The following is a 13,035-nucleotide window of genomic DNA, read 5'->3' as shown; positions in this document are numbered from 1 at the left end:
GTGGTGGGGGGCTGGTCACAGCGGAGCGGCCCCCCACCCTGGGGGGCCGCTCCAGCCTTCCGAGTCAGTGGATCACGTGCACTTCTGGCCGCTGTTGATGCAGTTCACCACCTTGTTCATCAGGTTGTCGTCGAAGACATTGATGAAGTCACCGTGGTCGGTGACCGGCTTGTGCAGCTGCTCCGGGAAGGAGTCGACCGCGAAGCCGGGGCCCGGCGGGACGTCGTACACGATCCGCTGCACCAGCTGCGGGATCGCCTGGAATCCGTTTCCGCAGTTGCCGTTGGCGTCCGCGAACGCCACATGGGTGCGGTGATTCGCACTGTCGGTGTTCTGGCCGTCCCAGCAGCTCTGGAACTTGAAGGAGCGCACTACCTGGCTGCCTTGGGGGCAGATCGGGTACTTGTCCTTCAGCTGACGGTCCTCGAAGCCGGTGCAGCTCCAGGAGGCATTGGCGTTCGCATCGCCGTTGGTGAATGCCTTGGCGTCACCGGTGATGATCCGCAGGAAACGAGGCATTGCGGTGACCTTGCTCGCCGGATTGCCGACGAAATTCAGCGTGACCTGGGACGGAGTCTGGATCTCTCCGACGTTCTGGTCCTTGCCGCCGCCGTCCGCCTGGGCGTCGTTCTCGTCCTGCCCGTTCTGCAGTCGCAGTACAGGCCAGTAGTACGTGGACTTGTCGCCCTGGTTCTGGCAGCTGGTGTCACCGTTTGCCAGATCGTCGTCACTGGCGAACGCGTCGTTGGCCTGGTTACCGACGTAATCGTGCATATGGTGCGCGCCATTGCTCACACCAGGAGCGACGATGACATTGTCCGGATTGAACTTGCCGTTCTCGTTCTTTCCGCACTCCGTGACGAAGGTTCCCTTGGAGCCGCCGCGGCGCTGCTGGGGCTGGGCGACGTTCGGCTGGACGGACTGGATGTCTACGAAGTCGGCGGCTTCGGGGCCATTGCCCTGTCCGCCGTTGCCCTGGTCATTGCCCTGACCCTGGCCATCGCCCTGGTCATTGCCCTGACCGTCGTCCTGGCCGCCATTCTGGTCACCATTCTGGTCGGCGCCGTCCTGCCCGTCGTTGTTCGCGCCGTTCTGGTCGCCGCCGTTGGCGTCACCCTGGCCGTCGTTCTGGCCGTCGTTCTGGGCGTTGCCGTCGTCGGCCTGCAGGGAGCAATCGGCGAGGTCCTGCATGCCTTGCGGACGCTGGCCGTTCCGGCCGATGGCCGTGGCAATCCGGTCGATGCTGGCCCGCCGCTTGTCCCTGAGGGGATTCAGGATGGCGTTCTTGCCCCATTGAGGATCGCTCTCGACCTGCTGCTTCTGGTCGGCGAACCTCTTGTACGCGTCGGTGATCTGGCTGTCCATCTTGGCCAGCTCACCGTCGACTTCCTGGCGCGCCTGAGGCGGCACGTCCGGGAGGCCGTTCGCGACCTCGGGGCAGTCGATGGTTGACACCTGCTGCCCGGCGGCCTTCTTCGTCCAATTGGAGCCTTGACCGGAATGGTTTTCGCCCGCGGATGCATACACATTGACCGCGACCAGCCCACCCCCGCCCAGGATCAATGCGGCGGAGGCGACGATCGCCCGGTTCGCCAGTGTCGAGCGTTTTCTCGTTGCGTGTCCCATGGAACTCCTCTGCTTCGTCGCCGGGTGTGGGTTAGGGGGGTTCCCGGCTGAGGGAGAAGCGCGACGTTCCATACGGGTGTGGCTCATGGGGTGTTCAAGCCGAGTGGGTTCGGAGCGGGAATTCGTAGAATTCTCCATCAGCAAAACCGGCGTATTGCGCTGAAGTCGGACCCGCCAGCGGATGGCAGGATGGGCCCCATGACCGAGATCCAGACTCCCCGACTCCTCCTCCGCCGCTGGCACGAGGACGACCTTGTCCCGATGGCCGAGATCAACGCGGACCCGGAGGTCATGCAGTGGATCGGCGACGGCTCGGTCCGCGATCTCGAACAGACCGCGGAGGACATCGAGCGATGGGAGGAGGAGTGGGACGAGGAGGGCTTCGGCCTCTTCGCCGTCGAGCTCCTCGCCTCGGGCGAACTGGCGGGCTTCGTGGGCCTGTCCGTCCCCGTGTTCCTGCCTGAGGTGCTGCCCGCCGTGGAGATCGGCTGGCGGCTCGGCCGGCAGTTCTGGGGCCAGGGGTACGCCTCCGAAGCCGCCCACGCCTCACTGGAGTTCGCGCTCCAGGACCGCGGCCTGGACCGCGTGATCAGCATCGCGCGGACCGGCCACGAGGCCTCCGAGAATGTGATGCGCAAGCTCGGCATGGAGCTGGAGCGTCAGACGACGCACCCGGTGTACGGCTTGCCGCTGAGCGTCTATGCGATCGACCTCACGCAGTACGAGGCCTGATACGTCGGCCGGCTCGTCCTCAATCGCCGGACCGGCTTGATTTCCAAGCCCGTCCGGCGATCGAGGACAGAACAGCCCGGGACAGCCCTAGCCGCGGTCCAGGTACGCCAGCACCGCCAGCACCCGGCGGTTGTCGTCGTCCGACACCGTCAGATTCAGCTTCCCGAAGATGTTCGACGTGTGCTTGGCCACCGCCCGCTCCGTGACCACCAGCTGCCCGGCGATCGCGGTATTGGAACGGCCCTGCGCCATCAGCTCCATGACTTCCAGCTCGCGCGGGGTCAGCCCGCCCATCGGCTTGTCCTGCGCCCGCCGCGACAGCAGCTGGGAGATCACCTGCGGATCCATCGCCGTACCACCGGCAGCCACCCGCCGTACCGCGTCGATGAACTGCTCCGCGTCGAAGACCCGGTCCTTGAGGAGATAGCCGACCCCGCCGTTCCCGTCGGCCAGCAGCTCACGCGCGTACAACTGCTCCACATGCTGCGAGAGAACGAGCACCGGCAGCCCGGGTCTGGCCTGCCGCGCCGCCAGGGCGCACTGCAGCCCCTCGTCCGTGTGCGACGGCGGAAGCCGGACATCGACGACGGCGACGTCCGGTTCCAACTCGGCGAGTGCTTTGGTGAGTTCGGGTCCACTCTCCACGGCGGCCAGGATCTCGAAGTCGTAGGCCTCGAGCATGCGGACCAAGCCGTCACGCAGCAGGAACAGATCTTCGGCTAGGACAACTCGCAAGGGATCTCCATGGTGACCATGGTGGGACCGCCCACGGGACTGCTGACGGCCAGGACGCCGTCGAATGTACCGAGTCGGCGTTCGATACCGCTCAGTCCGGAGCCGGTTCCGATCACCGCGCCGCCCTTGCCGTTGTCCGTGACCGCGATACGCAGGAAGCCGCCCGAGTGGGTGACGTCGACCCAGAACCGGTCCGCGCCGGAGTGCTTGACCGCGTTGGTGAACGCCTCGCTGACCGCGAAGTACGCCGCCGACTCGACGGACGCGTCCGCGCGGCCGGACAGCTCCACGTCCACCTCGGTCCTGACCGGCAGCCGCAGGGCCAGGGCCTTGACCGCGTCGCCGAGGCCGCGCTCCGCCAGCACCGGCGGGTGGATGCCGCGGACCAGGTCGCGCAGTTCGGTCAGCGCCTCGGCGGAGGACTCGCGGGCCTTGGAGATGAGCTCCTTGGCCTGCGCCGGGTCCTTCTCGATGAGCGCCTCGATGGTGCCCAGGTTCATGCCCATGGCGACCAGCCGGGCCTGTGCTCCGTCGTGCAGATCCCGCTCGATACGGCGCAGTTCGGCTGCCGAGGTGTCCAGGGCGTCGTGCCGGGTCTCGGTGAGCCGGTCGATGCGCTGCTCCAGCTCGAGGTCGTGGTTCGGGGCGAGCATCGCCCGGCTGAGCCTGAAGTGGGTGCGGATCAGCAGCTGGTTGGCGTTCATCGCGACGGTCAGCCAGACCAGTCCGAGCAGCGAGGCAAGACCAGCCGTGCCCCATCCGTCGACCGGGACGAAGGAATACCAGTACGTGCCGTCCGCCTCGACGATCGGCTGCCACAGACCGGCGAGGAGCAGCAGACCGAAGATGCCTTCCAGCACCAGCGACGGCGGGAGGATCGCGACGATGGCCCCCGCCGTCATGTCCACCAGCAGCCACTGCATATCGCGCCAGGTCGCCGGGTCCTTCAACATCAGTGTGCAGCGCTCCACCTGGCCGGTGATGCCGGTGCGCATATCGCGGGGGAGGGGGCGGTACGGGAGCGGGATGCGTACCGAGGACCACTGGGCCGCCAGCAGCCGCCGCCTGTTGGCGTGGGCCCGCACCAGGTGCAGCAGGGCGGGTGTGGTGAAGACACCCACACCGATCGGTATGAGGGCCATGGAGACCACCGCCAGGCTGAAGACTGTGACCGAGCCCACCAGCCCCATGAGTGCCAGCGCAAGCCCTCGTGCGCCGGCCACCACCGCGTCACGTGCCTTCGTCGCGTTCATCGGATCCCCCTCGTTGTTCGGTCTCGGGCACCAGTGTCGCCCGTGCCCGCAGTCACGGCACTGGGCCGGGACACCAGCTGGGGGTGTACCTGGCACCACCCTTCTGAGCTCGCCTTTCGTCTCCGCGGCAGGGGGCCTTGACGGCTGGGACGCGAGGCCGCGGATTTCTAGCGTCGTACTCGACTTATTCGGCGCTTACCTCTGGGGGCGAAACGCCATGCGGCGTAACCTCGCGGCACGTATCGGTGTGTGGAGCGCACACCACCGCAAAACGGCGATCATCGGCTGGCTGCTTTTCGTCGTCCTGGCCACGGTGGTCGGCGGGGCATCGGGAATGGTCGAGATGTCCGAGTCCGAGCAGGGTACGGGCGACTCCGCGCGGGCCCAGAAGATCCTCGACGACGCCGGCCTGGATCAACCGGCCGGCGAGCTCGTCCTGGTCAGCAGCAGGACGGCCGGCGGCTGGAAGGACGCGGCGCGCGAGCTGGCCGTGGCCATCGACAAGACGGGCGAGGCGCAGAAGGTCGAGCCGCCGCTCGCCTCCAAGAACGGCAGGGAAGCGCTGATCCGCTTCCAGATCAAGGGCGATTCGAAGACGGCGGCGGACCGGGTGCAGCCCGTGCTCGACGCCGTACGGGACACCGGCAAGGTCCAACAGGACGTCGAGATATATCAGTTCGGGCAGGCCAGCTCGGAGAAATGGCTCGGCGATCTGCTCTCCGAGGACTTCCAGAAGGCCGAGTTCACCGCCGTACCGCTGGCGCTCGGCATTCTGCTGGTCGCCTTCGGGGCCGTTGTCGCGGCGCTGCTCCCGGTCGGTCTCGCGCTGACGGCATGCATGGCAGCCTTCGGTCTGCTCTCGCTGGCCAGCCATCAGCTGCACCTCTTCCAGAGCACGTACTCCGTGATGTTCCTGATGGGGCTCGCGGTCGGCGTCGACTACTGCCTGTTCTATCTGCGGCGCGAGCGTGACGAGCGGGCCGCCGGGCACGACGCCGAGACCGCGCTGCGGATCGCTGCCGCGACCAGCGGGCGGGCCGTCCTCGTCTCCGGTGTGACCGTGATGCTGGCGATGGCCGGGATGTTCCTGTCCGGGCTGATGCTCTTCAAGGGCTTCGCGCTGGCCACGATCCTCGTCGTCTTCATCGCGATGCTCGGCTCGGTGACGGTGCTGCCCGCGCTGCTGGCCTGGCTGGGGGACCGGATCGACGCGGGACGGATTCCCATCCTGAACCGACGCGGCAAGAAGGGCGCGCACGAGAGCGGCGCGGTGGCGGGCGCGGTGCTCAGGCCCGTACTCGCCAGGCCGAAGCTGTTCGCGTTCGGTGCGGTCGCCGTGCTGCTGGTACTCGCGGCGCCCGCGGTGGGCATGAAGACCGAACAGCTCGGGATGGAGAAGCAGTTCGGCTCCGACGCCGCGCTGTCCGTCGCGTACAAGAAGATCACCGAGGCCTTCCCGGGCGGTCCGGAGCCGGCGCGGGTGGTCGTGAAGGCCGACGACATCGGCTCGGAGCGGATGCGGGGCGCGCTCGCGAAGTTCGACGCGAAGTCCGACAAGGTGACCGTGCACAAGGCGCAGAACGTCGCGGAGATCGAGGTGGCGCTGGCCGGCAACGGCAGCGACGCCCGCTCCAGGGAAGCGCTCGCGGACCTGCGCGAGAAGCGGGTGCCGGCGGCGTTCGCCGGGACCGGGGCGCAGGTGCATGTGGGCGGTGAGCTGGCGGGGTCCGTCGACTTCAACGACCAGCTGAAGCGCGGCATCGTGCCGGTCTTCGCGTTCATCACGGCGGTGACGTTCCTGCTGATGCTGTTCTGCTTCCGGTCTTACGTCATCGCGGTGACGTCGATCCTGCTCAACCTGCTCTCGGTGGCGGCCGCGTACGGCGTCATGGTCGCCGTCTTCCAGCACGGCTGGGGGGCGTCGGCGCTCGGTACGGAGGCAGTGGGCGCTATCGAGGGCTGGCTGCCGCTGTTCGTCCTGGTGGTGCTGTTCGGTCTGTCGATGGACTACCACGTCTTCGTGGTGTCGCGGATCCGCGAGGCGCGTGACCGCGGGACGGACACGCGCGCGGCGATCAACGAGGGCATCCGCCGCACGGCGGGCGCGGTGACGGGCGCGGCGGCGATCATGGTGGCGGTGTTCGCGGTCTTCGGGACGCTGTCCATGCAGGACATGCAGCAGATGGGCGTGGGCCTCGCGGTGGCGGTGCTGCTGGACGCGACGATCGTACGGATGGTGCTGCTGCCGTCGGTGATGGCGCTGCTGGGCGAGCGGAACTGGCGCACGCCGAAGGGCCTGAGGTGGCTGCCGCAACTCGAACACGGCGAGTCGGACGTACGGCCGACGCCGCCGGGCGACCGCCACGCGTCCCCGGTGCCGACGGACCTGCGGAGGACTCGGGCCTGACCTGGGGCTCCGCCCCGGACCCGGTACGCCCTTCAGGGGGCGGTGAGGCGCGGGGTCCGGGCGGAGCCCCCCACGCGGCGCAGCCGCACATCGGCACAGCGGGAAGGGGCGGGTAGGGGAATACGCCCGCCTCAGGCGACCCGTTCAGACGCCAAGCAACTTCGCCTCCACCACCGGGTCCAGGCCAACCGGCACGCGGTCCGGCCGTTGGGGTGCGTGGCCGCCCAGGGACTGGAGCCAAGCCCACGTATCCGTCACCGTCACGCCGACCGGGCGGCAACTCAGGCCCACGGCAAGCGCCTTGGCGACGTTCATTCCATGGATCGCGCGGTGGAGCTCCGGCTGCTGCTCCTGCGGGATCCAGATCGGGAGGTCCGTCCAGGGCTCGATGCCTGCCGCCAGGATCGCCTCCGGTGGCGTCCAGCGCAGTTCCGCGTCCGAGCCGGTGGCTCGCGCACACGCCTCCAGCAGTTCGCCGATCGTCGTGTGGCCCGGCTCGCTCACCAGGTTGTACGGGCCGCTCAGGCCCCGTACCGCCGCATCAAGCATCCACTCCGCGAGGTCGCGTACGTCGATGTACTGCAGCGGGGTGTCCCGCGGACCCGGCGCCAGCACCGGGCCGCCGCGGGCCATCCGCCGCAGCCACCACGGCAGTCGGCCGATGTTCTCCCACGGGCCGATGATCAGCCCCACCCGCACCAGCAGCGACCGCTCCTCACCGATCGCGTCCAGCACTGCCAGCTCCCCGCCCCGCTTGGCCTCCGCGTAAGGGACTTCGACCGCGTCGGGCGAGGCCTCCACCACCGGGCAGGTTTCGTCGTTGCCGGCCGAGGGCGGCCAGGCATACACGGAGCAGCTCGATACATAGACATAGCGGCCGACCCGACCCGCCAGCAGCCGGGCCGCATCCCGTACCACCGACGGCGCGGCCGACCAGGTGTCGACGACCACGTCCCACTCGCCGTCCGCGAGCGCCGCAAGCCCGTTCGGCGCGGTGCGGTCGCCGAGCAGCGATGTGACACCGGCCGGTGCTTCGTGCCGCCCGCGATGGAAGACCGTCACCTCCCAGCCGCGCGCAAGGGCCGACTCGACCACCGCACGGCCCACGAACTCCGTGCCTCCCAGAATCAGAAGTCTCATACCCGCGACTCTGCCTGATGGGCCGTTCCGGACGAAAACGATTCTGCTGACAGGAAAGTGAAGCGCGGGCCTCTCCCGAACCCCGGCCCCAGGGCGGCGGCATGTGCGGACCATGTCGCCGATGCGCGCCTTTCGGGCCGCGCGGGTCCGGACGATCAAGTCCCAAGTGGGCGTGTACATAAGGCGGCGGTCTCGTTGATCTGTGTGTGACGACAGACCTCGAGACTCTCGCGTCCGTGTACAACACGTGACACACACAAAATCGACACACTATGACATTCACCAATGAAACGTTCGCTCTTCGGTAGTCTCGTGGTTGCGCCCCGTTACGAGTGTTCTGGGGCACGTGTCTTGTCAATCCGGCGGCAACCGCCGCGCCTTTCCACGTCTCAGGGGACCCGTTGTCAACTTTCGCTGTGCCTATCGCCGGGGGCCGTGCGCTGCCGGTCTGGCCTCAGTCATCCTCCGAAGACAGAACTGCCACTGCCCCCGAGCCGGTCGACCGGAGACCGGTGGCGATCGTAGGTATGGGATACGTGGGACTCCCCACGGCTCTCGCATTGCTCGCCTCGGGGAACGAGGTCATCGGACTCGACGCGAGTCAGCAGCGGATCGACGACATCCGCGCCAGCCGAGTCGACCTGGTTTCCGACGACCACGAGCGGCTGCGGAAGTTTGCAGGGAGTGACACGTGCACCCTGACCACCGATCCGGAGCGGCTCGCGGCCGCGGGTACCGTCGTGATCTGCGTACCCACTCCGGTGGACGAGCATCTCGTACCGGACCTGAGCGCACTCTCCGCGGCCTGCGCCACCGTGGTGGAACACGCGGTACCCGGCCAGACCATCGTGCTGACCTCGACCAGCTACGTCGGCACCACCCGCGACCTGCTGCTGCGGCCGCTGGCTGACCGGGACATGCACGCCGGGCGCGACGTGTTCGTCGCGTTCTCCCCGGAGCGGATCGACCCGGGCAACACGGTCCACCCGCAGAACGCCACGCCGCGCGTCGTGGGCGGCGAGACCGAGGAGTGCACCCGCCGTGCGGTCGCCGTTCTCAAGGGCTCGGCACCGGAGGTCCATCAGGTGGGCTCCCCGGAAGCCGCCGAGATGTGCAAGCTCCTGGAGAACACCTTCCGTGCCGTCAACATCGCGCTGGCCAACGAGTTCGCCACAGCCTGCGGGCACCTGGGGCTCGAGGTCACGGAGGTGATCAACGCCGCCGCGACGAAGCCCTACGGGTTCATGCCGTTCCGCCCGGGGCCGGGGGTGGGTGGCCACTGCATTCCCTGCGACCCGCACTACCTGCTCTGGCAACTGCGTCGGCAGCGCGTCGCCCTGCCGCTCATCGATACAGCGATGACCGCGATCGCCACCAGGCCCCGGAAGGTCGTACGCCGGGCTCGCGAACTCCTCGCGGACCGCGGTGTGCCGCTCAGTCGTGCCCGTGTTCTGGTCCTCGGCGTCAGCTACAAGCCGGATGTGGACGACCTGCGGGAGTCCCCGGCGCTGGAGATCCTCGCCGAGCTGACCCAGGCAGGCGCCGTGGTCTCGTACACCGACCCGAGGGTGACGGAACTTGCCGTCGCCGGGAAGCGGATGGAGAGCGAGGCGAAGCCGCAGGCCCAGGTCTGGGACCTGGTGGTGGTCCACACCGTCCATCGGGGCCAGGATCTGGACTGGCTCGAGGAGCAGCCACTCGTCCTGGACGCCACCTACCGCCTGGACGCGGTAAAGGGCCGGACGGTGGTGTGATGACGGTCCAAGCCACCGGCTACAGCACGACCCCGGCCCCGGCCCCGGCCCCGCCCAGGACGCAGGACCAGGCCCGAGCGCTCTCGCCGTCCCCGCCGGAGCAGTCCCGGCGCCCGGTCCTCGGAAGCCTGAACCACGCGCCGCCCCCGCGGCATCGGCGGTCCCGGCGCCCGGCCGGAAGGCTGGGCCGGCTCGATCCCGTACTGCGGCAGGCCGTACGGCGGCTGATCACCCTGCTGCTTCTGCTGCCGCTCCTGCTGCTCCTGGCCCGGAGCGCTCCCGAACTCCTCCAGTCTCCCCTCCTGCTGGGCTATGGCTTCCTGGTGCTGTTGGGGGCGATCGCCATCTTCTACGTCGCCTACGCCCTGTACGACGACCCCGCAGTGCGCCAGTTGCGCAGGCGGCCCCGCAACCTCTCCCAGTTCCCGGCGCTGCCGGCGCTGCCGCGGGTGAGCTTTCTGCTGGCGGTCAAGGACGAGGCCGAGTGCATCGAGGCGTGCGTGCGCTCGATGGTCGCCAGCGACTATCCGGATCTGCAGATCGTGGTGGTGGACGACGGCTCCAGCGACGGCACCCGGGAGATTCTGGCGTCCCTCGCCGCAGAACTCGCCATCACCGTGCTTCCGTTGGAACAGAACGTGGGCAAGAAGCACGCTCTGGTGCGGGCCGCTGAGCTCGCCGACGGCGATGTGATCGCCTTCACCGACTCCGACTGCGTGCTGGCCGAGGACGCGCTCACCCGCTGCGTCACGGCGCTGCTGCGCCACCCGGAACTCGGCGCGGTCAGCGGGCACGCGCGGGCGCTCAACGCCGACGAGAGCATCCTCTCCCGGATCCAGGACGTCTGGTACGAGGGCCAGTTCCGGGTGTCCAAGGCTGCCGAGTCCGCGTTCGGCTCCGTGACCTGCGTCTCCGGGCCGCTCGCCGTCTTCCGCCGAGACGCCGTCTACAACTACCTGCCCGCCTGGGCGGGTGACCGCTTCCTCGGCGGCGAGTTCCGCTTCGCCACCGACCGCCAGCTCACCGGATACGTCCTCGGCCAGCAGTGGAAGGGTCGGCGGCTGAAGCGCCGGTACGCCGACTCGCCGTTTGTGCGGGCCGCGGACTACCCGGAGCTCCCGTGGCGCGTCGGCTATGTCGAGTCGGCCAAGGTGTGGACCAATGTGCCGACCCGGTTCCGGCCCTTCATGCGCCAGCAGGTCCGGTGGAAGAAGAGCTTCGTCCGCAACCTCTTCTTCACCGGAACATTCATCTGGCGGCGCGGGCTCGGTCCCGCGGCCCTGTACTACCTGCACGCCCTGTGGGTGCTGGCCGCCCCGGTGATGGCGGTGCGCCACCTGGTGTGGGTGCCGTTGCAGGGAACGTACTTCCTCACCCTGCTCTACCTGGCCGGGGTCCTCGTCAAAGGAACTTTCTGGGGCCTCGCGTTCAGGCTCGACAATCCCGGCTCGACCGGATGGCGTTACCGGCCGCTGATGAGCCTCCTCTCGTCCGTGCTGCTGTCGTGGCTGCTGTTCTACTCCGCCGCCACCATCCGGCGCGGTGTGTGGTCGCGGAGCGCGACATGAGAGCTGTCATCCGCATGTTCACCGTGGCCGTGACCGGCGCGGTCGTCCTCGCCCTCTACCTCGTCGTGCTGTCTCGCGGAGGAACGGAGACATGGCCCTTTCCCTAGCGCCGCCGGGTAGCCCACCAGCGGGCCGGTCGCCGTCCGGGCGCGATATTCCCCCCGCCGCCCCTCCGAGGCGCCGACTGCTGCGCGCCCTGCTGGCCCTGGCCGCTGTTCTGGTGGTGACGGTGCCCTTCGCCGTGGCGTGGCGGCTGCACGAGGCCCGCGAGAGCCTCAGCCCCCAGTACACCACCGCCCCCGCCGACATCGATGCGCAGACCCTGAACAAGTGGCGGGCGCTCGGGTCCGGCCTGCCCCAGCATGCGGCACCGGTGGTGCTTACGTACCACGACGTCCGGCCCGACAGCGACGGCAACCGCTTTGTGGTGACACCCCAGCAGTTGGACGCGCAGCTCACCGCGTTGCGCGCCGCCGGCTACCAGACGCTGACGGCTGACCAGTTCGTCTCCTACTTCCAGGGCGGAGCCGTGCCCCGCCGGTCGGTCCTGCTCACCTTCGACGACGGAACCGACGGTCTGTGGCGCTATGCGGACCGCATTCTCGCGCGGCACCACCAGCACGCCACGTCGTTCCTGATTTCCGGCCGGGTCGGGAAGCACCGCCCGTACTACCTGTCCTGGGAGGAGGTCAGCCGGATGGCCCGCTCCGGCCGGTGGGACTTCCAAGACCATACGCACGACCTGCACAGTCGCGGAGTCGTTGGCCCGGACGGCCGCAAGGGCTCGTTCCTGACCAACCGGATCTACAACCCCGCCGACGGCAAACTGGAGAGCCTGGCGCACTACCGTGCGCGTGTCCGGAGCGATCTCGCCGCATCACTGAGGGACTTCAAGTCCCACGGCCTCCCCAGGCCGCGGCTGTTCGCGTACCCGTTCTCCGACGCGGACAGCGCCCGGCCGGGCAACGGCACACCCGGCAAGGCCACGCCCGGCAGCGCCACGACGGTGTACGCGCGCAACCTTCTCCGGCAGCTCTTCGCGGCCACGCTGACCGACAGGACGTTCAGCCCGACGCCGGCCGGCCGGCGCTCCGCGGCGCAGAAGAACATCCAGCGGCTGGAGGTGTTCAGCGGCACGACCCCCGAAGCGCTGCTGCGCGAGGTCGTGTCCCGTACCCCACTACCGCCCTCCGGCCGACCCCTGGAGCAGCCGCGGCACTGGGCGAAGGTCGACTGGCACCACGCGGAGACCATTGGGTTCCTCACCGGCCGGGGCCCCTATCCGCAAGGCCGCTCGTATGTGTACGCCTCCTACGCCCCGTACGCCACCGCCGACTGGATCGACTACACCGCCTCCGTCGACATCAGCGGGCTGAACGCCCGCGGCCCCAGAGGCAACCTGGTCGTCCGGGTCGGGAGCACGTCGGCCCTGGCCATCAGAGTCTCCCGGGACACCGCTCAGATCGCAGCCGCAGGCGATGACGTCGTGCTCGTCAGGCGGGAACTCCCATCGTCCGCGCGGCACCACGTGGAGGTGACTGTCAGCGGAACGCGGACTGTCGCTGTGATCGACGGCACCGTCCGACTCTCCGTCGACAGCCCCCCGGGGCCGTCCAGCCGCGGTGGCATCGGCCTGGCGGTGAGCCGAGGTGCCCGGGCCAACAGCTGGCCTGCCTTCGCCGACCTGCGGGTCACCCCGATCTCCCGTACATCACAGACATCTGCAGGAGGACACCGATGACGGATACGCCCCGACTCAGCGCCCCGAGCGCTCCGTCCACGTCCCGCCGGGCGTGGCTGCGCGGTGCGCTCCTCGGCGG

9 protein-coding genes are annotated in these 13,035 nt (G+C 68.8%); 5 read left to right on the top strand and 4 right to left on the bottom strand.

Going from position 1 to position 13,035, the window contains the following annotated elements; all coding sequences use genetic code 11:
* Positions 1 to 72: 72 nt before the first annotated feature.
* Positions 73 to 1,626 carry a DUF1996 domain-containing protein gene (locus tag ACFYXH_RS04995; RefSeq protein WP_389560700.1) on the bottom strand — a complete coding sequence of 518 codons (1,554 nt, stop codon included), beginning with the start codon at positions 1,624 to 1,626 and terminating at the stop codon, positions 73 to 75.
* 198 nt (positions 1,627 to 1,824) lie between these two features.
* Here ACFYXH_RS04995 and ACFYXH_RS04990 point away from each other — a divergent pair, with 198 nt between their 5' ends.
* A complete protein-coding gene (locus ACFYXH_RS04990) occupies positions 1,825 to 2,358 on the top strand; it encodes a GNAT family N-acetyltransferase (RefSeq protein WP_385309527.1) in 534 nt (177 codons plus the stop codon).
* A gap of 87 nt (positions 2,359 to 2,445) precedes the next feature.
* On the opposite strand, the gene ACFYXH_RS04985 is transcribed toward ACFYXH_RS04990, so the two are convergent.
* Both ACFYXH_RS04985 and ACFYXH_RS04980 read right to left on the bottom strand, forming a co-directional pair.
* Positions 2,446 to 3,093, bottom strand: coding sequence for a LuxR C-terminal-related transcriptional regulator (locus tag ACFYXH_RS04985; RefSeq protein ID WP_389560697.1), 648 nt, complete (start codon positions 3,091 to 3,093; stop codon positions 2,446 to 2,448).
* The gene (locus tag ACFYXH_RS04980; RefSeq protein ID WP_389560696.1) at positions 3,078 to 4,346 is read right to left on the bottom strand and encodes a sensor histidine kinase; all 1,269 of its coding nucleotides are present in this window, start codon (positions 4,344 to 4,346) and stop codon (positions 3,078 to 3,080) included. The genes ACFYXH_RS04985 and ACFYXH_RS04980 overlap by 16 nt, the downstream gene beginning before the upstream one ends.
* Positions 4,347 to 4,563: 217 nt before the next feature.
* Between ACFYXH_RS04980 and ACFYXH_RS04975 the strand changes: the two genes are divergently transcribed.
* Positions 4,564 to 6,753, top strand: a complete 2,190-nt coding sequence (locus tag ACFYXH_RS04975; protein WP_389560694.1) for an MMPL family transporter — start codon at positions 4,564 to 4,566, stop codon at positions 6,751 to 6,753.
* Positions 6,754 to 6,897: 144 nt separating this feature from the next.
* Here ACFYXH_RS04975 and ACFYXH_RS04970 read toward each other — a convergent pair whose 3' ends face one another.
* Positions 6,898 to 7,893 (bottom strand): SDR family oxidoreductase, encoded by a 996-nt coding sequence (locus ACFYXH_RS04970; protein WP_389560693.1) that lies wholly within the window; start codon positions 7,891 to 7,893, stop codon positions 6,898 to 6,900.
* Between the two features lie 416 nt (positions 7,894 to 8,309).
* On the opposite strand from ACFYXH_RS04970, the gene ACFYXH_RS04965 reads away from it, so the two are divergent.
* The 3 genes from ACFYXH_RS04965 to ACFYXH_RS04955 all read left to right on the top strand — a co-directional run bounded on the left by ACFYXH_RS04965 (position 8,310) and on the right by ACFYXH_RS04955 (position 12,956).
* A complete protein-coding gene (locus ACFYXH_RS04965; protein WP_389560691.1) occupies positions 8,310 to 9,647 on the top strand; it encodes a nucleotide sugar dehydrogenase in 1,338 nt (445 codons plus the stop codon).
* Complete coding sequence (locus ACFYXH_RS04960) at positions 9,647 to 11,215, top strand: glycosyltransferase (protein ID WP_389560690.1); 1,569 nt, start codon at positions 9,647 to 9,649, stop codon at positions 11,213 to 11,215. Before ACFYXH_RS04965 ends, ACFYXH_RS04960 begins: the two co-directional genes overlap by 1 nt.
* A 91-nt stretch (positions 11,216 to 11,306) precedes the next feature.
* The gene (locus ACFYXH_RS04955; RefSeq protein ID WP_389560689.1) at positions 11,307 to 12,956 is read left to right on the top strand and encodes a polysaccharide deacetylase family protein; all 1,650 of its coding nucleotides are present in this window, start codon (positions 11,307 to 11,309) and stop codon (positions 12,954 to 12,956) included.
* Positions 12,957 to 13,035 lie beyond the last annotated feature (79 nt).

Origin of the sequence: Streptomyces sp. NPDC002730 (assembly GCF_042888805.1) — a bacterium.
GTDB lineage: Bacteria > Actinomycetota > Actinomycetes > Streptomycetales > Streptomycetaceae > Streptomyces.
This window is presented reverse-complemented; position numbering and strand designations above follow the sequence as displayed.

Bases quoted from the DNA above. Each gene is read 5' to 3' on its own strand.
- ACFYXH_RS04980 (WP_389560696.1), bottom strand. From the start codon at position 4,346: ATGAACGCGACGAAGGCACGTGACGCGGTGGTGGCCGGCGCACGAGGG.
- ACFYXH_RS04995 (WP_389560700.1), bottom strand. From the start codon at position 1,626: ATGGGACACGCAACGAGAAAACGCTCGACACTGGCGAACCGGGCGATC.
- ACFYXH_RS04955 (WP_389560689.1), top strand. From the start codon at position 11,307: ATGGCCCTTTCCCTAGCGCCGCCGGGTAGCCCACCAGCGGGCCGGTCG.
- ACFYXH_RS04970 (WP_389560693.1), bottom strand. From the start codon at position 7,893: ATGAGACTTCTGATTCTGGGAGGCACGGAGTTCGTGGGCCGTGCGGTG.
- ACFYXH_RS04990 (WP_385309527.1), top strand. From the start codon at position 1,825: ATGACCGAGATCCAGACTCCCCGACTCCTCCTCCGCCGCTGGCACGAG.
- ACFYXH_RS04960 (WP_389560690.1), top strand. From the start codon at position 9,647: ATGACGGTCCAAGCCACCGGCTACAGCACGACCCCGGCCCCGGCCCCG.
- ACFYXH_RS04975 (WP_389560694.1), top strand. From the start codon at position 4,564: ATGCGGCGTAACCTCGCGGCACGTATCGGTGTGTGGAGCGCACACCAC.